At 62.0% G+C, this 25,423-nt stretch carries 25 protein-coding genes; 11 read left to right on the top strand and 14 right to left on the bottom strand.

Annotation, left to right across the window (positions count from 1 at the left end; genetic code table 11):
* Positions 1-7 precede the first annotated feature (7 nt).
* Genes J3E64_RS10660 through J3E64_RS10675 form a run of 4 tightly spaced genes read left to right on the top strand, consistent with a single transcriptional unit; the run spans position 8 to position 3,498 of the window.
* Positions 8-433, top strand: a complete 426-nt coding sequence (locus tag J3E64_RS10660) for a VOC family protein (protein WP_253342733.1) — start codon at positions 8-10, stop codon at positions 431-433.
* Between the two features lie 19 nt (positions 434-452).
* Positions 453-1,508, top strand: coding sequence for a hypothetical protein (locus J3E64_RS10665; protein WP_253342734.1), 1,056 nt, complete (start codon positions 453-455; stop codon positions 1,506-1,508).
* The gene (locus J3E64_RS20830) at positions 1,509-2,669 is read left to right on the top strand and encodes an NADP-dependent oxidoreductase (protein WP_253342735.1); all 1,161 of its coding nucleotides are present in this window, start codon (positions 1,509-1,511) and stop codon (positions 2,667-2,669) included. It begins immediately after the preceding gene.
* 49 nt (positions 2,670-2,718) lie between these two features.
* Complete coding sequence (locus tag J3E64_RS10675) at positions 2,719-3,498, top strand: SDR family oxidoreductase (RefSeq protein WP_253342736.1); 780 nt, start codon at positions 2,719-2,721, stop codon at positions 3,496-3,498.
* Positions 3,499-3,609: 111 nt separating this feature from the next.
* Here the strand turns inward: J3E64_RS10675 and J3E64_RS10680 are convergent, their stop codons facing one another.
* Positions 3,610-4,389, bottom strand: a complete 780-nt coding sequence (locus J3E64_RS10680; protein ID WP_253342737.1) for a TetR/AcrR family transcriptional regulator — start codon at positions 4,387-4,389, stop codon at positions 3,610-3,612.
* Between the two features lie 180 nt (positions 4,390-4,569).
* On the opposite strand from J3E64_RS10680, the gene J3E64_RS10695 reads away from it, so the two are divergent.
* The 4 genes from J3E64_RS10695 (at position 4,570) to J3E64_RS10710 (ending at position 12,386) form a co-directional block, all read left to right on the top strand.
* Complete coding sequence (locus tag J3E64_RS10695; RefSeq protein ID WP_301287242.1) at positions 4,570-7,491, top strand: TonB-dependent receptor; 2,922 nt, start codon at positions 4,570-4,572, stop codon at positions 7,489-7,491.
* 168 nt (positions 7,492-7,659) lie between these two features.
* Complete coding sequence (locus tag J3E64_RS10700; RefSeq protein ID WP_253342738.1) at positions 7,660-9,432, top strand: hypothetical protein; 1,773 nt, start codon at positions 7,660-7,662, stop codon at positions 9,430-9,432.
* A gap of 83 nt (positions 9,433-9,515) precedes the next feature.
* Positions 9,516-10,253 (top strand): TetR/AcrR family transcriptional regulator, encoded by a 738-nt coding sequence (locus J3E64_RS10705; protein WP_253342739.1) that lies wholly within the window; start codon positions 9,516-9,518, stop codon positions 10,251-10,253.
* Between the two features lie 147 nt (positions 10,254-10,400).
* Positions 10,401-12,386, top strand: a complete 1,986-nt coding sequence (locus J3E64_RS10710; RefSeq protein WP_253342740.1) for an NAD(P)/FAD-dependent oxidoreductase — start codon at positions 10,401-10,403, stop codon at positions 12,384-12,386.
* A 105-nt stretch (positions 12,387-12,491) separates the two neighbouring features.
* Here the strand turns inward: J3E64_RS10710 and J3E64_RS10715 are convergent, their stop codons facing one another.
* The 9 genes from J3E64_RS10715 to phhA all read right to left on the bottom strand — a co-directional run bounded on the left by J3E64_RS10715 (position 12,492) and on the right by phhA (position 18,812).
* A complete protein-coding gene (locus J3E64_RS10715) occupies positions 12,492-13,589 on the bottom strand; it encodes an IS630 family transposase (RefSeq protein WP_253342741.1) in 1,098 nt (365 codons plus the stop codon).
* Positions 13,590-13,649: 60 nt separating this feature from the next.
* Positions 13,650-14,416, bottom strand: a protein-coding gene (locus J3E64_RS10720; RefSeq protein ID WP_253342742.1) for an IS5 family transposase whose coding sequence is annotated in 2 segments (ribosomal slippage) — positions 13,650-14,104 and positions 14,104-14,416 — 768 coding nt in all. Because the reading frame shifts where the segments join, the coding sequence is not laid out codon by codon here.
* Between the two features lie 38 nt (positions 14,417-14,454).
* Positions 14,455-14,790 (bottom strand): hypothetical protein, encoded by a 336-nt coding sequence (locus J3E64_RS10725; protein ID WP_253342743.1) that lies wholly within the window; start codon positions 14,788-14,790, stop codon positions 14,455-14,457.
* A 62-nt stretch (positions 14,791-14,852) separates the two neighbouring features.
* Entirely contained in the window at positions 14,853-15,152 is a 300-nt protein-coding gene (locus J3E64_RS10730) for a 4a-hydroxytetrahydrobiopterin dehydratase (RefSeq protein ID WP_253342744.1), read from the bottom strand.
* A complete protein-coding gene (locus tag J3E64_RS10735) occupies positions 15,152-16,159 on the bottom strand; it encodes a fumarylacetoacetate hydrolase family protein (RefSeq protein ID WP_253342745.1) in 1,008 nt (335 codons plus the stop codon). The genes J3E64_RS10730 and J3E64_RS10735 overlap by 1 nt, the downstream gene beginning before the upstream one ends.
* Complete coding sequence (locus J3E64_RS10740; RefSeq protein WP_253342746.1) at positions 16,156-16,704, bottom strand: VOC family protein; 549 nt, start codon at positions 16,702-16,704, stop codon at positions 16,156-16,158. Before J3E64_RS10740 ends, J3E64_RS10735 begins: the two co-directional genes overlap by 4 nt.
* Positions 16,701-17,792, bottom strand: coding sequence for a 4-hydroxyphenylpyruvate dioxygenase (gene hppD, locus J3E64_RS10745; protein WP_253342747.1), 1,092 nt, complete (start codon positions 17,790-17,792; stop codon positions 16,701-16,703). Before hppD ends, J3E64_RS10740 begins: the two co-directional genes overlap by 4 nt.
* Before the next feature lie 25 nt (positions 17,793-17,817).
* Positions 17,818-17,955, bottom strand: a complete 138-nt coding sequence (locus tag J3E64_RS10750) for a hypothetical protein (protein ID WP_253342748.1) — start codon at positions 17,953-17,955, stop codon at positions 17,818-17,820.
* The gene (gene phhA / locus J3E64_RS10755) at positions 17,952-18,812 is read right to left on the bottom strand and encodes a phenylalanine 4-monooxygenase (RefSeq protein ID WP_253342749.1); all 861 of its coding nucleotides are present in this window, start codon (positions 18,810-18,812) and stop codon (positions 17,952-17,954) included. Before phhA ends, J3E64_RS10750 begins: the two co-directional genes overlap by 4 nt.
* Positions 18,813-18,993: 181 nt before the next feature.
* Between phhA and maiA the strand changes: the two genes are divergently transcribed.
* On the top strand, positions 18,994-19,644 hold the full coding sequence (maiA, locus tag J3E64_RS10760; RefSeq protein ID WP_253342750.1) for a maleylacetoacetate isomerase: 651 nt from the start codon (positions 18,994-18,996) through the stop codon (positions 19,642-19,644).
* Complete coding sequence (locus J3E64_RS10765; protein ID WP_253342751.1) at positions 19,641-20,111, top strand: Lrp/AsnC family transcriptional regulator; 471 nt, start codon at positions 19,641-19,643, stop codon at positions 20,109-20,111. The genes maiA and J3E64_RS10765 overlap by 4 nt, the downstream gene beginning before the upstream one ends.
* Positions 20,112-20,515: 404 nt before the next feature.
* Here J3E64_RS10765 and J3E64_RS10770 read toward each other — a convergent pair whose 3' ends face one another.
* Genes J3E64_RS10770 through J3E64_RS10780 form a run of 3 tightly spaced genes read right to left on the bottom strand, consistent with a single transcriptional unit; the run spans position 20,516 to position 23,184 of the window.
* Positions 20,516-21,877 (bottom strand): SPOR domain-containing protein, encoded by a 1,362-nt coding sequence (locus J3E64_RS10770; protein ID WP_253342752.1) that lies wholly within the window; start codon positions 21,875-21,877, stop codon positions 20,516-20,518.
* Positions 21,878-21,896: 19 nt separating this feature from the next.
* Complete coding sequence (locus J3E64_RS10775) at positions 21,897-22,448, bottom strand: hypothetical protein (RefSeq protein ID WP_253342753.1); 552 nt, start codon at positions 22,446-22,448, stop codon at positions 21,897-21,899.
* 13 nt (positions 22,449-22,461) lie between these two features.
* On the bottom strand, positions 22,462-23,184 hold the full coding sequence (locus J3E64_RS10780; RefSeq protein ID WP_253342754.1) for a ParA family protein: 723 nt from the start codon (positions 23,182-23,184) through the stop codon (positions 22,462-22,464).
* Between the two features lie 199 nt (positions 23,185-23,383).
* Here J3E64_RS10780 and J3E64_RS10785 point away from each other — a divergent pair, with 199 nt between their 5' ends.
* Positions 23,384-24,403: an SPOR domain-containing protein gene (locus J3E64_RS10785; RefSeq protein ID WP_253342755.1), complete on the top strand. Its 1,020-nt coding sequence runs from the start codon at positions 23,384-23,386 to the stop codon at positions 24,401-24,403.
* Between the two features lie 93 nt (positions 24,404-24,496).
* Here the strand turns inward: J3E64_RS10785 and J3E64_RS10790 are convergent, their stop codons facing one another.
* A complete protein-coding gene (locus J3E64_RS10790) occupies positions 24,497-25,390 on the bottom strand; it encodes a LysR substrate-binding domain-containing protein (protein ID WP_253342756.1) in 894 nt (297 codons plus the stop codon).
* Positions 25,391-25,423: the final 33 nt, after the last annotated feature.

Genomic DNA, 25,423 nt, shown 5'->3' on the forward strand with positions numbered 1-25,423 from the left:
TGAATGTATGAGCGACATGATGACCCCTTCGGGAACCGAATTGGCGCATTTCGGCTTCTGCAAATTGCGGGTGAACGACCTCGAGAAAACCGCCGCCTTCTACCGCTCAGTATTCGGTTTGGCGGACTGGAAGCGGGTTGCCCATGATAATTCGGCAACGACAGGCGGCCCCATCGACGAGATCACCTTCCGGTCAACCGCGGCAGGTGGGCCGTCACTGACACTGTTGAAGACGGTGGACCGGCCCGCGCCGCCCATTGGAGAAGCGGTCATGGGATTCATCACGCCCGATCTCGCCGCGTTGCTGGTCCGCGCGAAGGCTGCGGGCGGAGAGCTTGCAAGGCCCATTCGCGACATGCCCGAGCACAAGGTCAAGGTCGCGTTTGTGAAGGATAATGAAGGCCATCTGATAGAAGTGGTCGAAATGAACTGAAGCCCAACAGGAGGGACAGATGTCGAAGCAGAACATGATATTGCGCCCTGTCGCTGAGCCGCAGGTGATCGAGAACGCCTTTACCGAGGACCAGCACCGGCGTTTGCTGAATGTCGTTCGCGAGGCCGGCCCCTATGCGCCGATCCTCGCACAGCATTTCAGCTCCCCGGAAGAAGTGGTCGCCAGTCTCGCGGGACAGTTGCCAGAGGGCGTGAAGCCGAGCTGGGACATGTTCCTCACTCCCGTTTTCCGGGGCTATCTCGCCAAGGGGCATACCGTCCTTCATCCGGAGATCGAGGACTGCTTCTTCAACCAGAAGTTCCTGGACCTCGTCCGCGGCTATTGGGGCGCAGAATATGCCCGGCCGGAAAACATGCTCTTCAACCTTCAGGGCCCATGCCGGGGCGGTGACGCAGCCCATATCGATGCGGCGCGCTTCCGTGGGATCAGCATGCACACCACCCCCGTGTGGCTGATGAACATCATGGTGAAATCCGGCCTGTTCAACCGCTGGAAGGCGAAGAAGGCGCAGGTCATCAGCTGGTATTATAAGGGCAAGATCGGCGGCGGCTTCACCTATTGGCCGGATGGCCCACAGGCCGCACCCAAACAGATCAAGGCCCCGATGTGGGGGCGCGCCGTCGTCGTCGAAAACGAGATGATGTATCACACTGCAGAGGCGACAGGACCGTCTGCGCTGCGGCATCCCAAGGGTCTCGCCTTCCATTCGAAGCTGCAGGCGGACCCTCAATCCGATGGCTGGCAAATCACGACCGACGCCGATGTGATCCAGCAGATTCCGGCCGAGGAAATGCGCTTCCTCATCCACTGGGGTGCGGACATCTTCATGGATTATGAGGAACTGAAGGTCTCGCTCGACCATAGCGATGACCTGACCCATGAACAGGTTTTCGATATTTTCCTGGCAGACCTGCGAGCGCGCGGCGAGAGGTTCGAGGTGCCGACCGATCCGATCAAGGATGCGACCTTTGTCGATCTTCTGACGCGGGTCTATGATCCGGGCAAGCCGCTATTCTATCCGCCCGAGCCGGTCGAACCCAGCCTGGCCGCTTGAGTGAAGCGCGAACAGAGCGTGGATAACGGCCCCCACAACATCGAGGCTCCAGCCCGTCACCGGGCCTGGTTCGTCGATCGCCCGATATGCGGCGTCCCGGGTCCGGATGACTTCCGCCTGATCGAGGAGGATACACCTCGACCAGCGGAGGGGCAGCTTCTCGTTCGCACCATCTATATCAGCATCGCGCCGGGCGTCCGTCCGCTGCTGCCCTATGCAAGCGACCGGCCCGATGTTGCAGGCGATTCTTCGACGGGGCGCAAGGACGCGTCGAAGGATCATGTGACAAATCCCATGCAGATCCGCGTGGGGGAACGGATGCGTTCGGGCATCGTGCCGGCCATGTCCGCTTATTCCGGCGGGGCCGTGGGACAGGTGGTCGAATCCCGCGCGGCGGGTTTCGCGCCGGGCGATTATGTCTTTGGCGGGCTGCTGTGGCAGGAATATGAGGTGCTCGACGCGCCCGCCGTCCTCAAACTCGACCCGGCCGATTTGCCGATCGAAGCAGACCTGACGCTAGTCGGGCGATCATCTTTCACCGGCTGTGTGGGCTATCGTCGCTTCTGCGATGCCAAGGCCGGAGAAACGATGGTCGTCTCTGCCGCCGCAGGCGCGGTCGGCATGCTGGTTGTCCAGATGGCTAAAGCAGATGGCCTGCGCGTCGTCGGCATCGTCAGCGGCGCTGACAAATGCCGGTTCGTGACCGACAAGCTGGGCGCGGACGCCTGCATCGACCGAACGGCCGAAGATGTCGGCGAGGCGCTGGACCGGCTGCTGCCCGAAGGGGTGGATATCTATTTCGACAATGTCGCCGGGCGTACCCAGCTCCCGGTATTCAACCGGCTGAAGCCGTTCGGGCGGCTTATCGTCTGCGGCATGGCGGCGGAATATAATGGCGCGGAAAGCAGCACATTGCCGACCGGCATGATCCTCGCCAAGCGCCTGCGCATCCATGGGTTCGTCGTCCTGGACCATGAAGAGGATTATGCCGCTTTCCGAAGCGACGTCGCCCGCCTTTGGAAGGAAGGCAAGCTGATATACGAGCACCAACTCTATCCCGGCCTGGAATCCGCGCCGCAAGCGCTTGCAGATTGTCTCACCGGCGCAAATGGCGGAGGCAAGATTTTGGTGCACGTGTCGCCTGACACGAGCAAGGGCTGAAAAGCCGATAGCGCGATGCGCGCAAGTGTAAGAAATTGGGGGCATTATCGTGAAGCGTTTTGACGGCAAGGTCGCAATCATCACTGGCGGCGGATCGGGTATCGGCGCCGCAACGGCTGCACGCCTCGCCAAGGAAGGGGCGCGCGTCGTCCTGGCTGGACGAACGGAGGCAAAACTGCGGGCCACGGCTGAGGCGATCGGTGATCAATCGCAGGTGCGTTGGCATGTCGCCGACATATCCGTTCAGTCCGATGTCGAGCAGCTGGTCGCCTTCACGGTCGAAGCCTTTGGGCAACTCGATATTCTCGTCAACAATGCGGGCTATGGCGACCGCATGGCTCGGGTCACGGATATTGACGCGGAATATTGGCACAAAGTGTTCGACATCAACGTCCATTCGATCTTCTACACCGCGCGCGCCGCGGTTCCGCATCTGGCGCAGCGTAAAGGCAGCATCGTCAATATCTCATCCCTCTCTGGCGTGCGGGGCGACTATGGCAGCAATGCCTACAATGCCGCGAAGGCCGGCGTGATCAACCTGACCCGTTCTCTCGCCCTTGAACAGGCGGCCGCCGGAATTCGCGTCAACTGCGTCAGCCCCGGCTTCATCATCACGCCCATGCAGGACAACACGCCCGAAAGCGTTCGGCAGATGTGGGCGGAGGCGGCGCCGCTGGGCAGGAACGGCCAGGCGGAGGAAATCGCGTCCGTCGTCGCCTTCCTCGCGTCCGATGACGCGTCCTTCATCACAGGGCAGAATATCGTGGCGGATGGCGGCGTCACGATCCACACCGGATCACCCAATCTGTTCCGCTTGCTGGGGCTGTAGATTTCCAACCCGATACGTTGGCGACCATACGGCTCGACCGGCTTAGTGGATCGAAAGCCACCAAGCAACGCATCCGCTTGCCCCAATGCCTTTACGTTCCTGACCCGGCGTCTACGGCGTAGGCACGGCAACCACTCCCAGATTCCAGCTTCTGGACAGTTCACGCAATTGTTCCAGCGCAGTGATGACCTGCTCCCGTCGATCCGGTGAACAGGATCCGAGATGAAGCAGTTCGTGGAACCTGGGCCGCGCCTCAGGCGCAACCTCTCCTCTATCCAGTCCAGCGACGTAACTTTCCACAATGCCGGCTCCAGCGTCGGTCGCCAAAGGCTGAAAGATACTGCAGAGGATCGCTGCCGGATCGAGCCATTGCCCGTCCGTCTTCCGGGCCATCGCCAGATAGAGCATCGGCTCATAACTGATACCAGCAAACATCAGAAAAGTGCAGGCGCGCGGGTCGGCAGGACGGAGAAGACCGGCATCCATGCAGTCCGACACATCCGCCATCACAGCTTCGAAATCCAGGCCGCTATGCTCAAAGGGCGCATAACCTGATCCTTCACCGGGATTTTGCGGCGTCAGCAGAATGGACAATGTGGGGCTGGTCAGAGCTGTGAACACTTCCATCAGATAATCGAGGATGGCGAGCATCGGCGAAGCGTTAAGGTCACTTTCCCATGGCGCCTGACGTGGCAAATTGCGGGTCAGTTGTCCCCGCACATAGTTGAACAATCCCTCTTTCGAACCGAACGCATCGTAGATGGTCGCGGTCGAACAGCGTGCCTCCTGCCCGATCTGGCCGATATGCACATCGCTGAACTTCTGCGTGGAAAAGGCGCGGATGGCCGCCTCCACCACTCGTGCAAGGGATTCCGATTTCTTGTCCGTCATTCTGCTCCAAACCCCCGACAAGCCTTAGCCGCTCCAGCATATCGCCGCGCAGGAAAAATCGCGATTTCATTTTTGCGGATAGCCAGCGCGCCGCGCAGCCGCAAAAGTTCGGACACATTCGCGAAAGGCTCTCCATCGGGAGAAAAGCGGCCTCGCGGACAGGAAAATAAGGGGGGGGATATGCGTCGTTCTGTCGACTTCAAAACTTTTTGCCTTGCCACATCGGCCTTGCTCAGCGTGGTTTCATGTCCCGCATGGGGGCAATCATCGGGCGAGGATCAAGAAAAGCAGGACGACGTCCGCAAGTCGGATATTGTCGTGACGGGCACCAGCATCAAGGGCGTCAAGTCCATCGCCTCGCCGTCCACGGTGATCGACAGAGAAGCCATCATCCGCAGCGGTGCGACCAATGCCGCCGAAGTGCTGCGCAACATTCCCCAGACGCAGGGCAGTTCAACATTTTCAAACGACCAGCCTTCGCAGGCCAACCCCTATGTCGGCAGCACGATCACAGGCGGCGGCACGCTGTTCAACAATGAAACGCGTGGCTCCAGTGTCGATATTCGCGGCCTTGGCCCCAACGCCACGCTGGTGCTGGTCGATGGCCGCAGACAGGTCGCAGGCGGCACCGGCACGTCCTTCAGCGAGGCGAACATCCTCCCCCTCGCCGCGATCGAGCGGATCGAGGTGGTGACGGATGGCGCATCCGCCATTTACGGTTCCAACGCCATCGGCGGCGTCATCAACTACATCACCCGCAAGGATTATAGCGGGGCGGAATTTTCCGGGCGCTATTCGACGAACCGGCTCTATGACGAATGGGGTGGATCGCTCGTGGTCGGGCAGTCGTGGAAATTGGGCGACCGCTCCGGTCGGATCATGGTCAGCTACGACTATGGCCAGCGGCAGAATGTCGCCTTCGACGCCAGCCGCTATATCCGCAGCGACCTGACCCCGCTGGGCGGCGGCAACGCCATCTACAGCAGCTTCCAGCAACCGGCCCCGACTGGACTTGGCTATTATGTCGCACAATCTTGCCCACCGCCTGCTTTCATCATCTTCGGCACCTGTTTCAATCCCGACTTCTCGCCGGGCACGGTCAATCAATATTTCGATGTCACGGCCGCAAATGGCAACGGCGTCCCCACAGCCAGCATCCCGGCAGGACGCCTCCCCGTGAACAGTCTGGCTGACACGGACGCTCTGCGCGATTATATCGGCAAGCAGAAAACACATTCGGCCAATATCTATCTGCGACAGGAAATCCTCCCCGACCTGGAGCTTTATTATCAGGGCTCCCTTTATTGGCGGAACGAAGACATCCGCAATTTCGACGTGCTTGACACGGTCGTCGAGCGTGGAACCGCGTTCTTCCCGACCGATGCGCCCGTTATCGCCAACAGCGTGACTGTTCCCATCGGAGTAGCCACTACGGCACATCTTAGAACGCGTAACTGGGCGCATACGTTCGGCGCAAAGCTCGACCTGAGCGACAACTGGACCAGCGAAGGCTATGTCAGCTTCTCCAAGTCCAGCAACAAGGTTGCGGGTGTCGACAGCCGCTATCCTGATCAGGACATATTGAACTTCCTCATCCGGGGCGGGCGTTTCAATCCTTTCCTTGGGCTGGATGACGCGACCCGCGCCGCCGCCACCTATCAGGGAGACGTTCAGGGCGGCAGCTATTCCAATAGCAAGAGCCTGATCGCCAATCTGCGCCTGAACGGCACGATCGCCGATATCGCGGGCGGAAGTATCAAAGGTGCGTTCGGCGTTGAATATCAGGACCTTTCCAACAATTATTATTATGCCGAGCAGGGGCAGCAAACCTGCGTAGGCGTGGTGTTGACCGACAATTGCCTGCCCAGTACGCCGGTACTGAACCCCGACCGCTCAGGTCACGCCAGCCGAAACGTGAAGGCGGCGTTCGCGGAAATTCTATTGCCCTTTGTCGGAGCGGATAATGCACGCCCGCTGGTCCAGCGGTTCGAACTCAGCATCGCCGGGAGGTATGAGGATTATTCCGACTTTGGCCAGACCTTCAATCCGCGCTTTGGCGTCGTATGGGAAATGAACGATGCGGTCAGGTTGCGCAGCACCTGGGGCACCGCCTTCCGCGCGCCCAACCTCATCGAAATGTCCGCGAATTTCATCGGTTATGTGGGGCCCGGTGCGAACAATGCGGGGCCGGAATTCGGTCAGACCGGACCTATTCAGGCGGTCATTGTCGGCGGGGGCAACCCCAATCTCGGGCCGGAAAAGTCTAAGAACTTCACAATCGGCGCGGACCTTACGCCGCTTTCTGGACTGAAGATCAGCGGCACCTATTATCACATCGCCTATAAGGACAAGATTCAGGCTCTGCCGGTCGGCGCGTTCATATCCAGCCCGGAAAATGGCGCGCTCTACCGCGAGTTCATCCAAGTGGTCGCCAATCCCAACCCGCCGGGATGCAACCCGCAAAATCCGGCCAGTTGGGCACCGGAAATTCAAGCCATTTTGCCACGGGAACCACGGTTGGACGGCGTCTGCGGCGCGACCGTGATCCTCGATGGCCGGTGGGCAAACGCCTCGAAAGTCGTCCAACAGGGTCTGGACGCCAGCATCGATTACACTTGGGCGATGGGCGAAAACAACCTTTCCGCCGGGGTGTCCGTCACCAAGATATTCAGCATCCACGAAGAGGTGGTGAAGGGCCGGACAACGACACCCGAACCGCTCAACCGTATCTTCCAGCCGCTCGACTTTCGCGCGAACGCTCGCCTTGGCTGGTCCAACGGGCCATGGACCGCCAATCTGTCGGTCAACTACACACCGTCCTATGTAAATGACCTGCCGATCACGCCCACCGGCCCCGCCGGGCCGTTGCCTGCACTGCCGGTCACACGTATCCGTTCCTGGACGACCGCCGATCTCGGCATCGGCTATACGGTGCCCGAAAGTCTGGGGAGCATCGCGGGTGGGCTGCGCCTGAATCTCAACATCCGCAATCTGACGGACAAAGATCCGCCTGTCGTCCTCTACGGCAATGCGGGCTTCGATGCTCGGGTACATAGCATTTATGGGCGCACCTGGACCATCCAGGCCACGAAGGCTTTTTAAGCGAAGCTCCTCGGAACGTCAGTCGATGGGGGCGTTCGGAGGGCGAGACTTCGCCCTCCCCCTCAACCGGGCGGCATCGCGGCTAAAATCATGATTTCGGGATTGTCTTTGGCGCCTCCGACCCAGCCGGTTAGGCCGGGTGCAACCACAATCAAAAAGGACAAATATGTGAGGATCGCAGCCATTCTGCTCGGCGGAACTTCGTTAATGGGTTTGGGCGGCTGTGCGCCCCCCCACTCGCTGGGCGCAGGGGCGGACCGCGCGCCCTATGCGGCAACGCTGATCGTCACTGACGATGACGCGACCGGGACCGTCGGCGATGGCAAGCTGTCCTTGGTAGAAGCGATCGGCCTTGCCAACGGCACCCTTGCGCCAGAAAGGCTGTCGGAAGGAGAGAAGCGCAGCGTCACCGGAACGCCCGGCCCTGCAAGCCACGACCAGATCCGTTTCGACGTTCCGGGCGGCGTGGTTCGTTTCCCGCTCCAGGTCCAGACGAAGCCGAGCCAGGAATTTGCGGTACTTTCATCAACGTCGAAAATCGCCGCGCTGACAGGCAATGACGGCGACGCAATCTCCGGCAAGGGGATACGATTCATCAATGGAACCGAGGGTGCCGCTGACACGGCCAATAGTGCGGATCATGAAAAGGGCGCGCCGCTCGGCGGCACCGCGCTTGTCGTGCAAAGTTCGAACATGCTGATCGAAGGCGTCACCTTCGAGCGCTTCATCCACAGCATTTCCTTCCAGCCTGCCTCAGGCGCGGGGTCGCTGGAGAATATCCGCCTGTCAAACAATCGCTTTCACAATGGCGGCGGCGTGAGCTTTAGCGGCATCACCGCCAACGGCGAACGCAGTGCGCTGCGCAACGTCATCGTCAGCGGCAACGAGTTTCTAGGGCCACGCGTCTTCGGCGGCGAATATCCCAGCAAGTTGCACAATGCGATATCCTTCGTCGGCGCCGGTGGCCAAGCCGCGCGCACGGCCGACAAGGGCGACGTCGTCCTCGAAAATCTCGAAGTGACAAATAATGTGATAAAGGAATTTGCCGGCGGCGTGCAGGCCCAGCCGCTTCAGACACTCTTCGCCCCGAACAGCGGAGGGCGGCTGACCGGCCTCAAGATCACCGGCAATGATATCTCGCTGGATGCCGACGCGCCCGACCCCGCCATCTACATATGGGGCGGCGTGGCCGTTAATGGTCAGATTTCAAAGGCAAAGGTGTCCGACGTCCTCATCCAGAACAATCGCATACAGGGCAACGGCCATATTGTTTACATAGTCGGCGCCGAGGCGCTGCTGGGGGGAACGACGCCATCTACCGACATTCATATGGATAATGTGCGCATCCTCGACAACCATATCTCGGCCCGGTCGCAATGCGGATTCGGCATCACGGCGATCCCTGCGTTTCCTGAAATGAACGGTCCGCCCGCCAAAGGTTTGAGCCTGAGCAACATTGTCATCAGCGGCAACATTATCGACAACTGCAAGGTCGGAGCGATGGCTGCGGCGGTATATAATGTCGGCGCTCCCGGCGTCAGTTCCGGCAACTGGATCGACGGACTGACCTTTGAAGGCAACAATATTTCGGGAGGCGAGACGGGTATCCTGGTCGCGGGCGGCTTGCTGATGGCGGGCGAGATCAAGGGCGTAGCCGGGATAGAGAGCAACATCGTCCGAGGCGTAGCGATCCGGAAGAACATCTTCGGCACGAGCAAGGCCGGGATCACCGTCGCGGGAGCCTTCGCAATTGGGAAAGGCGAAGGATCCCTCACCGGCAACCGGGTCGAAATCGCGACGATCGAGCAGAACAGGCTGAAATCGGGGAGCACTGCCCATCTGTGCACAACCGCCCCACAGATCGTCGTGGAAGGACCAGCCAAAGCCGATCAAAATATCGTGGTCGGCGCACCATCCTTTTGTCGCCTCGCCGGAGATTGACGGCGGCAGAGTCCCGTCAATTGAAGCCCGGACTGCAACCTCGTCAACTTGCTTGATCAGTGCGGGCCAACTAGCAAACCTGCATGAATGACACCGTTCACACAAAACGAACCCTTGGTACCAAGCGACGCGCGGGCCGGCCTCGCAGGTTGACGATAGAACAGGTGGTCGATGCTGCGCTCGCGATCGGCATCAACAAGATGACAATGCAATCGGTCGCCGATCATTTGGGCGTGGGAAAGCCGCTGCTGTACAATTATGTGACCAGTCGCGAAGAACTGGTGCGTATGGCCCAGGCTCGCGCCAGCCGGAAGGTGGAGATGCCCGAAAACACAGGGCAACCATGGGCGGTCTGGATCCTGCAATATGCCGCTGCAGTTTTCGATATTCTGACGGCGGATGGTGACTTGCTGGAAGCCTGGATCGAGGGAAGCCCGCAACCGGTGGCCGATGTCGGATCCGTAATCATGTGGGTCGATGTTTTGTCGGGGCATGGCTTTTCGGGTGAAGAGGCGTTGCTCCTGCGTTCAGCCGTATCGCATCTCGTTATAGGCGCAGCTGCGGGCAGCAAGCATCGCCGCGCCATGAAGAAGAAGGCGCGTAGCTATCAAGAGGGTCTGCAAGCGGCATTTTCCCAATTGCCGACGCGACAGGCGAATACGCTCACTCCATATATCGACATGTTGGCCCGGGGCATTGAACCGGGGAGTTGGGAGTTTGCCCTTTACCTTCTTCTACAAGGGGTTAGCCAGTCCCGCAGCTTGATCGGCGCGCCGTTACAAAGCCTGCCTTTCTCGGAACTGGCGCTCCCTCAAAACTAACACACATCCATCCGCTCTTATTTTTGACCACATAGTCATAAAATCGTTGCCTTCGCTCCGAGCCCGGCATATTCGTGCAACGTACGTTGTAATGAAATCGAACCGGCGCGACCCACAGTTTGGCGGTGGTATCGGAAGGAGAGATAGATGCACATGAACATCGGCCACGCCGATCGTCGCGAGGAAGCCGTTTCGCTCGAAACGATTGTAAACGACCTGGATCCGATCATCGTCCTGCTCAGCCTGATCCACATCACGGGCGATCGCCATCTCCTTCATCATTACGGGCCGCTACTGGAGGGCACACAGGACCAGCAGCGCTCTGCCTTCTCTGATACCGGCGAGCACGAGCACAAGCGCGCCGATCCGGCGATCGTGGCTGAGATCCGCGCGATGCTGTTGACCGAGATGCACGACAACCCACAACCGCTGCTGGGTGAACCGGACCCGGCGTTGTTCCGCGAGATGCTGAAGCTCGCGCTCGGCCAGGAACTTCCCGAAGCGTCGATTGGGCCGGCCCGCCACCATGGCGGCTTTGCGACCGACACCCGCATCCGGAAGCAGGAAGTGTTGCCGCCTGCTGATTTCAAGGTCGTAGTGATCGGGGGCGGGATGCACGGCATCAACGCGGCGATCAAGCTCAAGCAGGCAGGCTTCGCCTACACAGTGCTGGAAAGCCGGCATGAAATTGGCGGCACCTGGTCGATCAACCGTTATCCCGGCGCGGCGGTCGACACGCCGAGCGTCCAATATTCCTACTCGTTCGATCCCAATCCGTCCTGGACGAAATTCTATCCCATGAAGGACGAGTTCCTGGAATATCTGGAGCGAGTGGCTGACAAGCACCGCATCCGCCCCAACATTCACCTCAACACGACGATGCAATCTGCGGAGTGGAATGAGGACCGTCAGCTCTGGATCGTCAAGGCGGTTCGGGACGGCGAGGAGGTGACCTACGAAGCCAACGCCGTGATCCTCAGCGTCGGCGTGCTCTCGCGTCCGCGCTGGCCGAATGTGCAGGGCCAGGACAAGTTTCAGGGCCCGATCCTGCATTCGGCAGCGTGGGACGAGTCGGTCGATCTCACCGGAAAGCGCGTGGCCGTCATCGGCACCGGGTGCAGCGGCGTCCAACTCACTCGCGCCCTTTCGGAACAGGCCGCGCATGTAACCACCGTCCAGCGCCAGCCGGACTATATCATGCCCAATCCCCAGGCTCTGGCGTCCGTGCCCGAACTTGAGCGGCTGGCGATGGAGCGAATCCCCTATGTAACGCAGTGGAAGCGGCTTCAAAGTCTGGCCAGCCAGTTGATGGACATGCGCGGAATGATGGCGATGGACCATGAATGGCACGAAAAGACCGGCGGCTTCGGTCCGATGAACGACGCCATGACCAGGATGAGCCTTGACTATCTGGCCAGCAAATTTCCCGACGACCCAGAGATGGTGCGCAAGCTTACCCCGCCCTATCCGTTGTTCGGCAAGCGCCCCATCCTCGATTGCGGCTATTATGATGCGCTGAAGAAGCCGCATGTCGATCTGATCGAAGGCGCACTGGCCGGGTTCGAAGAGAAAGCGATCCTGCTTGAGGACGGCACGCGGATCGAGTGCGAAGCGGTGGCGCTCGCCACCGGCTTTTACCTCGACTGGTACAGCACGATGCACTTTGTCGGCCGCAGCGGGAAGACGCTGAAGGAAACCTTCACACCTTACCCCTTCGCCTATGAAGGGATCACGGTGCCCGACTTCCCTAACCTGTTCATCACCCACGGGCCTAACTGCAACCTGACGGCAAACGCGGCGGTGATCGGCGAGCAACAAGTGCATTACATCATCGAAATGCTGCAAACGATGGTCGAGGAGGACATCAGCTCGGTCGAGCCGGACGTTGAGGCGACGCGCGCCTACAATGAATGGACGCAGGAAAAGCTGAACGACACGGCCTGGTATCGCAAGGGCAAGGCGCACGGCTATTACCGCCATGACGAAAGCGGCCGGATCGTCATCGCAACACCGCGCCACAATTCCACCGTCTGGCACGCCATGCAGCAGCCCAACATGGACCATTTCGTCGTTACCCGAAGCAAAGATGCCAAGCCGCGGGAAGCCCGCGAAATGGTCATGCTGAGCATATGAAAAGCAAGCGGGTCGGGAAGTAATTACCGACCCGCAAGCCGATCTGGTGCAAGGGGATTGAGAAGGCGCGCGAGTTCAGCCTCGTGTCCTGGCGGCCGGAAGCCGCTATTCACCTGAATCCAAAGTTCGGCTCATTGTTTTTTGGCAGAAGCGCTTGACGGATGCGAGGATATCGTCGGCGGATTTGACCCACTTGTAGGGCTTGGGTTTCTCGTTGTGGGCGGCGATGAAGGCGGCGATATCGGCTTCGAGTTCCGCGGTTGATCGGTGGACGCCTCGCTGCAACTGCTTGCGCGTCAGCTCGGCAAACCAGCGTTCGACCTGATTGATCCACGATGCTGACGTTGGCGTGAAGTGCACATGCCAGTGCGGCCGACGGGCGAGCCATGCCTTGATCCTGGGGGTCTTGTGGGTGGCATAGTTGTCCATCACCAGGTGGACTTCGGGGCCTTGGGGCATCGCCGCATCGATCTGCTTGAGAAAGTCGAGGAACTCGGTCGCGCGGTGCCGCTTGTAGCATTTGCCGATCACGGCGCCGGTGGCGATGTCGAGCGCGGCGAACAGCAATGTTGTGCCGTTGCGCACGTAGGTATGGGTACGCCGCTCGGGCATGCCGGGCGCCATGGGCAGGACCGGCTGCTCGCGATCGAGTGCCTGAATCTGCGATTTCTCGTCCACGCACAGCACCACCGCGCGGTTCGGAGGCGACAGGTAAAGGCCGACAATGTCCTGAACCTTGTCGACGAAGAGCGGATCAGTGGACAGCTTGAACGTCTCCGAGCGGTGCGGTTGCAAGCCGAACGCACCCCAGATCCGACGGATCGTCGTGTGCGACAACCCAGCCTCCGCCGCCATCGAACGGATCGACCAATGCGTGGCGTCCTTGGGCGTGGTGTTCAGCGTGCGCTCGATCACCCGCGCGACTTGTGCATCGCTCACCGTGCGCGGCCGGCCCGCCCGATACTCGTCGGTCAGCCCTTCAATGCCAGCTTGCGCAAAACGACGCCGCCATTTGCCGACCGTGTGCTCGTGAACTCCGAGCCGCTCGGCAACCTCCTTGCTCTGCAACCCGTCCGCGCACAGCAGGACCATCCGGCAGCGGTCCGATAACGAACGCGGTGCCTTGTGACGCCGCACCTGCGATTCAAGGAACGTCCGATCAGCAGCACTCAATGCCAAAACGTCCGCCTGACGACCAACCATCCATGCCTCCTGCTATCGACAGGATGAATATACAATGTAGCTTATTTCAGTTCCAGATGACTAGGCCGTAGACTCATAAGCGCGCAACCACAGCCGCATTGAGGCGAGTTGGACCATAGCAAGGAAGTTGTCGGCCAGTTTGTCATAGCGGGTGGCGACGCGGCGGAAGTGTTTGAGTTTGGAGAAGAAGCGCTCGATCAGGTTGCGTTCGCGATACAGCCGTTTGCTGAAGCAAGGCTTCCACTTTCGATTGGATTTGCCCGGGATGTTGGGCGTCGCGCCCTGCTCCTCGATCAGCGTGCGGATGCGATCAGCATCGTAGGCCTTGTCGGCGAGCACGATCATGTGCGGCCCAAGGTGATTGAGCAGATCGCCGGCGACTTGGCCATCATGTGCCTGCCCAGCGGTCAGGCCGAGCCGGATCGGGAGGCCTTGCGCATCGACAACCGCGTGGATTTTGGTGGTGAGCCCGCCTCGGGAGCGACCGAGACAATGATCTTGATCCCCCTTTTTGCCGTCGCAGCCTGTTGGTGCGCCCTGATGGAAGTACTGTCGATCATCTGGATGTCGCCGTCATGCGCGGCGGTGATTGTGTCCATCAGCCGATCCCGCACGCCTGCTTTCCGCCATCGTACGAAGAGGTTGTAGCAGGTGGTCCGTGGACCATAGCGTTCGGGCAGATCGCGCCATGGCGCACCAGATCGCAGTACCCAGAAGATGCCGTTCAGCACTCGCCGGTCATCGACGCGCGGCACACCTCGCGGCTTGTTGGGTAGTAGCGGCTGGATCACACGCCACTCGAAGTCGGTCAGGTCATAGCGGCTCATGCCGACGCTGAATCAGAAACCGGACGCGCGGGAAAGCCTTAAGATGGCAATGACTCTGGTGGAGGTGGAACATCATAAAGAGGTCCAACGCCCCACGTCGGCGGCAGATCAAGATCGGCCTGATCGCACCAAGTCAGCCGTCCATCCTTATAGGCTTCGCTTTCAGCAAGGTCAGAATGGACGGTTCGCATCGCCAGCATGAGCGCCTGGACGCCGTCTTCACCGCATGCATATCGGCGAACTTCCCGCTCGGGCCACCCTATGGAATAGCGGCACTGGAATTCGCCGCCCGGCGCCTTCGCAGGCGTATAGAAGCGAACAACCAGGTCGTTACCATCAAGCGCAAATCGGCGTTCTACAAAGGGTGCTTCCATCGGTCCTCTCCGTCGCCCAAGGAGTTTGCCATCAGGCAGCGGCGGCAACAACCTTCATGGGTTCACGACCTAATACAGAACGAGAGCGCCGACACCTTCCGAGCCAAATTGATGTCCCGCTCCGACAGGCCATCGGTATCATGGGTCGTCAGCAAGACGGAAACACGCCCGTAAACGTTCGACCATTCCGGGTGGTGATCGGCTTTTTCCGCTTCCAGCGCCACGGCCGTCATGAAGGAGAAAGCGGTCACGAAATCGGGGAACTGGAACGTCCGCACGATCGCGTCGCGATCCGGTTCATGCGTCCATTCCGGAAGCGACGAGAGCGCCTGGGTTCGTTCCTGCTCGGTCAATCGTTGCATCAGATAGCCTTCACGCCCTGGTCGATCGCACCGAACAGCGGTTGACCGGCACCATCCTCCATCCAGATCCGGACCCTGTCACCATAGTTGAGGAAAGGCGTTGCCGGCGCGCCGTCGCGGATCGTCTCGACCATCCGCACCTCCGCGATGCAGCTGTAGCCAAGGCCGCCATCGGCGACAGGCCGACCGGGGCCGCCGTCCGCATCGCGATTGGAGACGGTGCCTGAACCCACGATCGTGCCGGCGCCCAGCGAGCGGGTCTTGGCGAGATGCGCGATCAGCGTCCCGAAATCGAAGGTCATGTCGACGCCGGCATCGGCGCGGCCGAACGGCTGGCCGTTGAGATCGACTTGCAGCGTCCCGTGCAGCTTGCCGTCCGTCCACCGGTCGCCCAGCGCGTCGGTCGTCACGAAGACGGGCGACAGCGCGCTGGCAGGCTTGGACTGGTAGAAGCCGAAGCCCTTGGCGAGTTCGCCGGGAATGAGGTTGCGCAGCGACACGTCGTTGACGAGGCCGACGAGCCGGATCAAGCCGCGCGCGGCTTCTGGGGACACACCCTGCGGGACATCGCCAGTGACGACGACAACCTCGGCCTCCATGTCGCAGCCCCAGCCCTCGTCGGCGAGCGGGATCGCATCGCAAGGCCCCAGGAACCTGTCCGATCCGCCCTGATAGACGAGCGGGTCATGCCAGAAGCTTTCGGGCAATTCCGCCCCGCGCGCACGTCGCACCAGTTCGACATGGTTCACATAGGCCGAGCCATCGGCCCATTGATAAGCGCGGGGGAGCGGCGCGGCGAGCCTGGCGGAATCCAGCGGCTGCCCGGCGACCGATCCGCTCGCCAGTTCATCGGCAAGCGCCTTGAGCTTCGGCTCGGCGGCTGCCCAGTCGTCCAGCGCCGCCTGCATTGTCGGGACGATCGCCCCGGCCTCGACATAGTGGGACAGATCGTCCGACACGACGATCAGGCGGCCGTCACGCCCATGCTTCAGACTGGCGAGCTTCATGCGCTGGGGTCCTTGTGCAGCCATTCGGCGTGGCGGGGCGCGCGCTTGGTCCGGCTCCATTCGTCCAGCATCAGCGGCGCGACGCGCTTGAGTTCAGCATATTGCGCGTCGGTGCCGATATTGCAGGCCAGTTCGACGCGATGACCGTTGGGGTCGAAGAAATAGATCGACCGGAACACACCGTGGAAGGTGGGGCCGAGAACGTCGATCCCCTGCGCCTCGACATGCGCCTTGGCGGCGAGCAGCGCGGCTTCATCCTCCACCTCGAAGGCGAGATGCTGGACCCAGGCCGGCGTATTGGGGTCGCGCCCCATCGCAGGCTGGTTCGGCAGCTCGAAAAAGGCCAGCACATTGCCCCCGCCGCAGTCGAGGAAGACGTGCATATAGGGGTCGTCCTCTCCAGTGGAGGGCACCTTGTCCTCGGCGAAGGCGGTGGTGTAGGTCATGCCCAGAACGCGTTGATACCATTCCACCGTCTCCTTCGCGTCGTTGCAACGATAGGCGACATGGTGGATGCGCTTGAGCGCCGGCGCGGTCGTGCTCATGCCGGCTCTCCGACATTCAGCGCGCCGCGCTGCAACTGGTCGCGCTCGATGCTCTGGAACAGGGCGGTGAAATTGCCTTCGCCGAAGCCTTCGTCCTTCTTGCGCTGGATGAACTCGAAGAAAACCGGGCCGATCTGCGGCTGGGCAAAGATCTGGAGCAGCAGGCGCGGATCGCCGTCCTGCGTCGATCCGTCGAGCAGGATGCCCCGCGCCTGCAATTCGCCCACCGGCTCGCCATGGCCGGGAAGGCGCTCGTCGAGCATCTCGTAATAGGTGGCTGGCGGCGGTGCCATCAGCGGCACGCCCAGCGCCTTCAGACGGTCCCATGCAGCGATGAGGTCATCGCACAGCAACGCGATATGCTGGATGCCCTCGCCGTTGTAAGCGCGCAGGAACTCCTCGATCTGGCCGCCGCCCGCCTTGCCTTCCTCGTTCAAGGGGATGCGGATCTTGCCGTCGGGCGCGGTCATCGCCTTGCTGGTGAGACCGGTATATTCGCCCTTGATGTCGAAATATCGGATTTCGCGGAAGCCGAAGACGCGCTCGTAGAAGCGCGCCCAATGGGCCATGCGCCCGCCATAGACATTATGCGTCAGGTGATCGATGATCTTGAAGCCCGCGCCTTCCGGGCGCCGATCGACACCGGGCTCGTAGACGAAATCGATGTCGTAGATCGACAGGCCGCCATTCTCGTCCTCATAGCGGTCGATCAGATAGATGATCGATCCGCCGATGCCGCGCACGGCGGGCAGGCGCAGTTCCATCGGGCCAGTGCGCACTTCGACCGGCTCTGCGCCGCGCTCGATGGCGAGTTCGTAGGCCTTCTTTGCGTCCTTGACCCGCCATCCCATGCCGCAGGCGGACGCGCCATGTTCGGCGGCGAAATAGGCGGCAGGGCTGCGCGGCTCGTAGTTGGCGATCAGGTTGATGCCGCCCTGTCGCCAAAGCTGCACGTCCTTGGAGCGGTGCCGGGCGATCAGGGAAAAGCCCATGGCCGTGAACACCGGTTCCAGCAGGCCCTTTTCGGGTGCGCTGAACTCCACGAACTCGAAGCCGTCGAGACCGATGGGGTTGTCGAACAGGGGCATATTCTTTTCCTCTCGCAAACTGGTGTCAGGCGGTGCGGTCGACGCCCACGCCGATGTCGAACTTGTCGGCACGCGAGGCCGCGCGGTACGGCGCGATCAGTGCCCGCAGCGCCTCCGGCTTATGCCGCTTCAGCCCCGCTAATGCGTCACAAGAAACCATCATGCTCCGGCCCCTGAGCGTGCGTAATACTGGGTTCCTGCATGGAGGACGCGATCGGTCGGCAGCAGCGCTCCGACCTCGATCGGCTCATGGCTGCGCAGGCGCTCGTAGATCGGCCCCAAGTCCGCATCGCGCGTTTGCCGCAGCAGGTCTTCGAAGCTCTCAATGACGAAATAATTCTGCTGGTAATCGTCGATCCGGTATTGCGAACGCATCACCCGCTCCAGATCGAACCCGATCCGGTGGGGCGACGGATCGTCGAGCGCGAACAGGCTTTCGCCATAGGACGAGACGATCCCCGCCCCATACAGCTTGAGATCGCCGCCATCGCGGATCAGCCCGAACTCGACCGTGTACCAATAAAGACGCGCCAGCGCCTCGATCATGCCGAGCTTGGCCGCCCTGAGGCCACCTTCGCCATAAGCCTGCATGTAATCGGCGAACACCGGGTGAACGAGCAGCGGCACATGCCCGAACACGTCGTGGAAGATGTCCGGCTCCTGCAGGTAATCGAGCTGCTCGGGCGCGCGGATGAACCGGCCGGCAACGAAGCGTCGATTGGCAAGGTGCTCGAAGAACATTTCGTCGGGCACGAGACCGGGCACCGCGACGACCTGCCACCCGGTCGCGCGATGCAGCCGTTCGTTCAGTTCATCGAAGTCGGGAATGCCCGGCTTCGACATGCGAAGGACATCGAGTCCCTCCATGAAAGCGGGAACCACGCGCGCCGGCAACATCGCGGCCTGGCGCGCAAAGAGGCGGTCCCAGACCGCATGCTCTTGCGCCGTGTACGAGCCCCAGTCCTGCGGAATGGTCCAGTCGGGGGCCGCACCGGGCGGCAATAGGTCGATGTTTGCCATGATGACAATTTATCAGATCACAGCGAAAAATCGTTTCATGCATCGCCTATATTAGCTATATTTTGAATGATATATATCGACAAATGCCGTTATCAGATTTGAATTCATCACCTATTTCGTACATGCATGTGACGGTCGCGTCCGCAGTGAGCGACTCATCACGACGGCGGAAGGTGAAGCAATGACAATGACCCTTCATGGCTATTGGCGCTCATCGGCTTCGTACCGGGTACGCCTGGCCGCCAGCCTGAAGGGGCTGGCCTATGACCAGGTCAGCTACGACCTGAGACGGGGCGAGCAAAGAATGCCAGCGCTGCACCGTCTGGCGCCTCTCGGCCTCGTGCCTGCGCTCGAAGTCGATGGCGGCAGTCTGACGCAAAGCCTGGCGATTCTCGAATGGCTCGAGGAAGCCCACCCTTCCCCGCCGCTGTTGCCCGCCGGGCTGATGGAGCGCGCCGCGGTGCGTTCCATGGCCTCGACCATCGCCTGCGACATTCATCCGCTCAACAACCTGAGGGTATTGCAAGCCCTCCGGCGGGAACTGGGTGCATCCGAACAGGCGGTACAGGATTGGATCGCCCGCTGGATCAGGGACGGCTTTGCGGCGCTCGAGGTCATGGTCCGCAACCACGGACGGGGTTTCTGCTTCGGGGACACGCCGACGATGGCGGATTGTTGCCTCGTTCCGCAGATCTACAACGCCCGCCGCTTCCATGTCGACCTGGCCGATTTTCCAGGACTGCTTGCGGTGGATGCCCGGTGCGGCGAAATCGATGCATTTGCCCGCGCTGCGCCCGAACGCCAGCCGGATGCCGACGGAGCGAGCGCATGACGGTGGAACGCAGGATCGACGCGATCGACCGCAAGCTGTTATATGAACTGCAACGCGATGCGTCGGTCAGCCATGCCGAACTCGCCGAACGTGTCGGCACGTCGACAGCCTCATGCTGGCGCCGCATGCGTGCACTGGAAGCCGATGGCGTGCTCGGCCGCCAGGTCCGGCTCGTAAATGCTGCGCAGCTTGGTCGCGGCGTCAACGTGATCTGTCACATCAAGATCAAGAACCATTCCATCGAAACGACGGAAGCTTTTGAAAGCTTCATCGCCTCACGCGACGAGATCATCGAATGCTATTCGATGTCCGGGGACTGGGACTATCTGTTGCGGATTCTCGTTGCCGATGTGGAAGACTATAACCGCTTCCTGATGCGGACGGTGCTGCGGCACGCCTCCGTCGCGACCGGCTCATCCCACTTCGCGCTGTCGCAGGTGAAATATACCACCGCAGTTCCGCTTTGAAACGCACTCTACATGCTGCACTTCAGCGCCCTGCCGCTTACGCCCCGAAATAGCGTTGCTGCATGGCGATGCCGGATCAGGTGAAGAGGCCGGAGGTGCTACAAGCTCCAACACTGCCCATCTCGTCCGGCAGTGCTCCTGGCTTCCGGCGGACCGTGATACAGGGTAAATATATGCCTTGAACTGCCGCTGCGGAGCCATGTGCCCAAGGCACAAGGTCTTGCCAAGCATCTCGATCCCGCCGGGAACATTGTTCATGTCATGCGGCATGACCGAGTTCCGTCGCCAGAATGAGGGCGCCCGACTGGCCAAGAAACTGGCCGCCCGCCGCCCGGCAAAAGGGAAGGCGCGCGGAGCGAAGCCGCTCCGCGCGCCTGTCATCGCGCCTTTCGAGAGGGGGAAGATCAGCGCGACGCGAACTGGCGACCCCGGCCGGCGACAGCCCAGCGCTGCGGCGTTGCGCCCGGCGCGCTCTCACGCACGAAGCACTGGCCGTTGCGCGACTTGATGAGTTTGCACGCCGTCATGGCATCGGCCCGTCCCGCAAAGCCGTTGATCGCCAGACGATGATAGGTCTTGCCGTTGACGGTCGCCTGGCTGGTCATCACCGGAAAGGCGGACAGCATGGCATCGCGGCCGGCCATCACCATCCACTTTTCCTTGGCAATCGCCGCCGTATCATAAGCACCGAGCTGGACGACCCATTGGCTGGGATTGCCGACCGGCTTGATGAAGGCGACCTGCTGCATCTTGGCGGCGGACGCTGCGGCGACGGGCGTCGCCTTGACCGGCGCCTTTGCAGCCAGCTTTGCCGCCGGCTTGGCGGCAACGGGCTTGCCGGGCCGTTCTTCGATGATGAAATCGCGCGGCGCCGGCTTGCTGGCGGGCACGGCCTGAACCACCGGTTGCGGCGTCGCAGCGGCAAGTTGCACCGGAGATGCTTCAGGCTGCGTCGCGGCATCCGCCACGGGCAGTTCCGCGACCGGCTCTGCCTGCGCCATCTCCGCCGGAACAGGGGCCGCAGCGGGCGCCAGCGCCAGCATCGCGGGCTGTCCGGCATCGCTGTCGTCGATCGTCACGCCCATCAGCGAAGCGACGCGCAGGGGCGCAAGCGACGGTTCGGCGATCTGCGCCCAGTCGGAAATACGCTTGTTGGCTGCCAGCGGCTCCAGGTCCATGCCCACGACCGTCCGCGCATCTTTCCAGCGGCCGGCAAGCGCATAGGCATAGGCCAGATTCTGGCGCGTGCGAGCGGTTGCGGACGGATCGTGAATAGCCTCGGACAGGATGCGCACGCCTTCGACCGGATCGCCGGCCATCGCCATGGCGAGCCCGTAATCAGCCGCAGGCACGGTATCGGCATGGGCGACCAGCAGGTTGCGGGCGTCGTCCGCCCTTCCCTGCGCAACATGCACCAGCGCCAGGTTGACGATCGTGCGGGCATCGCCGCTACCAAGCGTCACGGCATCCTCCAGCGCCGACTGCGCGGACGCGAAGCGTCCTGCCGCGACATAGGTACGTCCAAGAAGGGCGCGATAATCGGAATTTTCCGGCGCAAGTTGCACGGCAGCCTCGGCTGCGGCGATCGCGTCGGCGATGTCGTGCCGCTCCAGTTCCTTCTCGGCCTGTTCGGCGAGCCTTACAGGATTGCCCTTGGCCGGCGCGGCCGAGGTCGAGGGACGGAAGGCCGCACCGGTGCAGCCGACCATGGTGGTGGCGACGATGAGCGATGAGATCGCCGCCTTTCCGAATGTCGTGCGCTTCATTGTCCTACCCACCCTTCGTTCAGTTCTTGCCGCGCAGATGCGGCAACTGGTCGGTCAGCCGGTCAATTTCCGGCAGGTTGTTCAAAAGATCGTCCAGAGCCTCGGTCACGATCTGTTGCGCGGACCGGCCCGTGACCGCACTTGCAAGCCGAAGCTTCAGGTGCCGTTCGGTATCCAGCCGCAAGGTAAAGGCCGCCTTCGACGTGCGCGCCAATGCCGCCTTGCGCGGGACTGCGCTGACGACAGACGGCTGTGGCGCCGCTTCGGCCACCGGGGCACTGATACGTTCGGCCAGTTCCTCCCGTTCGGCGATGACAGGCGGAACCGCCGTCTCTGCCGGCACAGGAGTCTGCCCCATCGGCGTCAGCCCGATGACCGGCGGCTGTTCCACCGGCGATGGCGTCGGTTCGACGTCGAACCCCATATCGTTCCAGCCCAGGTCATCCTGCTGGACCGCTGCGGCATTGGCGCGTCCAAAGCCCATCATCGGACGGCGCATCGCCGGCTGTGCGGCCCCCTTGCGCGCAAGCAGGCCGGAGGTCAGCGAAGCGATCGGCTTGGGTTCGGCCATGCCCTGTCCTCCCTTACTGGCCGATCACGCGGCGACCGAAGCCGCCGCTGACCGGGCGCGCCGCACCGGCCGTGCCGGTGCTGCCATGAGGCACGGAAAAGACCGTGCGGCGGAAATTCTTTTCGAGACGGTCAGAAATGTAGGACCATAGCTGGACCACCTCATTTGCCGACCGGCCCTTGGGATCGACCTCCATCACGGTGCGACCGTCAATCATCGACGCCGCGAAATCGGTGCGGTGATGCAACGTCACCGGTGCAACCGTGCCGTGCTGCGACAGCGCGACAGCCGCTTCGGAGGTGATCCGCGCCTTTGGAGTGGCGGCGTTGACCACGAAGATGAGCGGCTTGCCGGCGCGCTCGCACAGGTCCACGGTGGCGCCCACGGCGCGCAGGTCGTGCGGGCTGGGACGCGTCGGCACGACGATCAGTTCGGCGACGGAAATGACGCTCTGGATCGCCATGGTGATGGCAGGGGGCGTGTCGATGACCGCAAGCTTGAACCCCTGCTGGCGCAGGATTTCCAGATCCGCTGCCAGTCGCGCTACGGTCGTCTGCGCAAAGGCGGGATATTCGGCTTCGCGCTCGTTCCACCAGTCGGCCAGCGACCCTTGCGGATCGATGTCGATCAGCACCACGGGGCCCGCCCCGGCCAGTTGCGCCTGCACGGCAAGGTGGCCCGACAGGGTCGTCTTGCCCGATCCGCCCTTCTGCGATGCCAATGCCAGAATCCGCACGCAAATCCCCCCAGGAAAAATCCACTTCCCGTGCGGATTGCCATGGCGGCGCCTAAAATTCGGTTAACCTGCACGAAATCCGCATCGATCAAGGATCAATCGGGTGAATGCGGTGGCAAGGTTCTGCGCTTATGCTAATCGGGTCTTAACCTTGTCTCGCCATAGAGGCCCGCATCTATTCGCGCAGGAGCACGGTATCATGAAGCATCTTTGGGGGACCATTGCCCTCGGCACCCTGCTGGGACTGTCCGCGCCCGCATCGGCCGATGTGAAGGCCGGCGTAGACGCCTGGCAGCAGGGCGATTACGCCCGGGCGATATCCCAGTGGCGCCCGCTCGCCGACGCCGGCGACCCCGACGCGCAATTCAACATGGGCCAGGCATATAAGCTGGGCCGGGGCGTACAACCCGACCTTAATGTCGCGCTCGACTGGTATCGCAAGGCGGCATCTCAGGGCCATTTGCGCGCCGAGGACAATCTGGGTCTGCTGATGTTCCAGCAGGGCGACCGTTCAGGCGCCCTCCCCTATCTCCAGCGCGCCTCGCAGCGCGGCGAACCGCGCGCGCAATATATCGTGGGGACCGCGCTGTTCAACGGCGACACGATCGGCAAGGACTGGGTCCGGGCCTATGCACTCATGACCCGCGCAGCGGCGTCGGGACTGCCGCAGGCGTCGGCCAGCCTGGAGCAGATGGATAAATATATTCCCGAAGACCAGCGCAAGCAGGGGCTCGCCATGGCGGCCAGCCTTGAACAAGGCAAGGGCGCGAGTTTCGCTGCGGCGGCGCCGGGGCCGACGCCCGTTCGCCCGTCGACATCCCCCATCCGCACCGCGGACCTGCCGCCTTCCACGATCGGTGAGCCGGCAAAGGCACCCCGACCGACACCGGCGCCCGCTAAACCGGCACCGCCAAAGCCGACGCCGCAAGTCGCCGCCGCAAAGCCCGCGCCTCGCGCCGCCGAACCCGTGCCCGCGCCCGCCGCTGCGGGGGGCTGGCGCGTTCAGCTCGGCGCCTTTGGCGAAGAAGGCAATGCCCGCGCGCTTTGGGGCAAGCTGACCGGCCGGGTGAACGGCTTGTCCGCTTACCAGCCCTATCTGGTCAAGGCTGGGTCGCTCACACGCCTTCAGGCAGGCCCGCTGGGCAGCGGTGCGGATGCCGAGCGGCTGTGCAGCCGCATAAAGGCCGCGGGCGGCGACTGCATTCCCAAGAAGCTCTGATCTGCAGCCTATTCAGGTTGACCGTTTCCGGCCAACGGCCCTGGAAATGCAGCGTTCAAGGACAAGAACTTTCTCGTCCAGGACGTAAGAGCGCTAGCCTGTCGCCTGTTCCATTACCCAGCCGCGAAACCGTTGCAGCGCATTGCTGGCCTGCCCCTCCGGCCGAACCAGATAATAGGCACCGGTGCTCGCGAGCGGGCGCGCAAATGGGATGACCAGTGTGCCAGCTTCCAGTTCCGGCCGGATCAGGAAGCTGGGGATCAGCGCGGCGCCTGCGCCGGCGGCGGCGGCCTGCGCGAGCATCAGAAATTGCTCGAAGGCCGGCCCGGCCACCGGTCCGTCCATCTCCACGGCGGCCGCCCTGAACCAGCGTGGCCAAGCATCGCGCCGCGAACTCTGGCTTAGCAATGGCAGATCGAGCAGGTCGGCGGGCGTGCGCAGGGGATGCTCCGCCAACCATGCGGGCGCGCAGACCGGCACCACCTCCTCCCGGAACAGCAGGTCCATCACCGCCCCCGGCCAATCCCCCGGCGACCCGAAATGGATCGCCGCGTCGAAATCTTCCTGCCCGAAATCGAACGGTTCGGATCTGCTGGCGAAATCGATCACCAACTGCGGATGGCGCGCGCTCAACTGCGCCAGGCGAGGCGCCAGCCAGCGCATGCCGAAGCTGGGCAGGGTCGCTATGCGCAGCAGATGGTCCGGCCGTCGCATTGCCAGTCGGGCCGTGGCGCGGTGTATGCTTTCCAGCGCAGGCAGCAGCGCGTCGGCGTAAGCGCGTCCTGCCTCGTTCAGGCGCACGCGCCGTCCGATCCGATCGAACAGCGGTGTACCGACGGCTTCCTCCAGCATGGCGATCTGGCGACTGACGGCGCTCTGGGTCAATCCTATGGCATCTCCGGCGCGCGAAAACCCGCCTTGGCGAACAGCTGCCTCGAAACTGGCAAGCGCCGTCATCGACGGGAGGTGTCGACGGGGCATATTCATTCCATTACCTCATGAACAGATGACAGGATGCCA

Origin of the sequence: Sphingobium sp. OAS761, from assembly GCF_024168485.1 — a bacterium.
Lineage (GTDB): Bacteria > Pseudomonadota > Alphaproteobacteria > Sphingomonadales > Sphingomonadaceae > Sphingobium.

Coding starts and splice junctions, on each gene's coding strand:
- J3E64_RS10730 (WP_253342744.1), bottom strand. CDS start 15,152: ATGCAACGATTGACCGAGCAGGAACGAACCCAGGCGCTCTCGTCGCTT.
- J3E64_RS10715 (WP_253342741.1), bottom strand. CDS start 13,589: ATGGTTGGTCGTCAGGCGGACGTTTTGGCATTGAGTGCTGCTGATCGG.
- J3E64_RS10725 (WP_253342743.1), bottom strand. CDS start 14,790: ATGGAAGCACCCTTTGTAGAACGCCGATTTGCGCTTGATGGTAACGAC.
- J3E64_RS10705 (WP_253342739.1), top strand. CDS start 9,516: ATGAATGACACCGTTCACACAAAACGAACCCTTGGTACCAAGCGACGC.
- J3E64_RS10735 (WP_253342745.1), bottom strand. CDS start 16,159: ATGAAGCTCGCCAGTCTGAAGCATGGGCGTGACGGCCGCCTGATCGTC.
- J3E64_RS10765 (WP_253342751.1), top strand. CDS start 19,641: ATGACGGTGGAACGCAGGATCGACGCGATCGACCGCAAGCTGTTATAT.
- hppD (WP_253342747.1), bottom strand. CDS start 17,792: ATGCCCCTGTTCGACAACCCCATCGGTCTCGACGGCTTCGAGTTCGTG.
- maiA (WP_253342750.1), top strand. CDS start 18,994: ATGACAATGACCCTTCATGGCTATTGGCGCTCATCGGCTTCGTACCGG.
- J3E64_RS10695 (WP_301287242.1), top strand. CDS start 4,570: ATGCGTCGTTCTGTCGACTTCAAAACTTTTTGCCTTGCCACATCGGCC.
- J3E64_RS10660 (WP_253342733.1), top strand. CDS start 8: ATGAGCGACATGATGACCCCTTCGGGAACCGAATTGGCGCATTTCGGC.
- J3E64_RS10665 (WP_253342734.1), top strand. CDS start 453: ATGTCGAAGCAGAACATGATATTGCGCCCTGTCGCTGAGCCGCAGGTG.
- J3E64_RS10775 (WP_253342753.1), bottom strand. CDS start 22,448: ATGGCCGAACCCAAGCCGATCGCTTCGCTGACCTCCGGCCTGCTTGCG.
- phhA (WP_253342749.1), bottom strand. CDS start 18,812: ATGGCAAACATCGACCTATTGCCGCCCGGTGCGGCCCCCGACTGGACC.
- J3E64_RS10740 (WP_253342746.1), bottom strand. CDS start 16,704: ATGAGCACGACCGCGCCGGCGCTCAAGCGCATCCACCATGTCGCCTAT.
- J3E64_RS10785 (WP_253342755.1), top strand. CDS start 23,384: ATGAAGCATCTTTGGGGGACCATTGCCCTCGGCACCCTGCTGGGACTG.
- J3E64_RS10770 (WP_253342752.1), bottom strand. CDS start 21,877: ATGAAGCGCACGACATTCGGAAAGGCGGCGATCTCATCGCTCATCGTC.
- J3E64_RS10790 (WP_253342756.1), bottom strand. CDS start 25,390: ATGAATATGCCCCGTCGACACCTCCCGTCGATGACGGCGCTTGCCAGT.
- J3E64_RS10680 (WP_253342737.1), bottom strand. CDS start 4,389: ATGACGGACAAGAAATCGGAATCCCTTGCACGAGTGGTGGAGGCGGCC.
- J3E64_RS10750 (WP_253342748.1), bottom strand. CDS start 17,955: ATGATGGTTTCTTGTGACGCATTAGCGGGGCTGAAGCGGCATAAGCCG.
- J3E64_RS10710 (WP_253342740.1), top strand. CDS start 10,401: ATGCACATGAACATCGGCCACGCCGATCGTCGCGAGGAAGCCGTTTCG.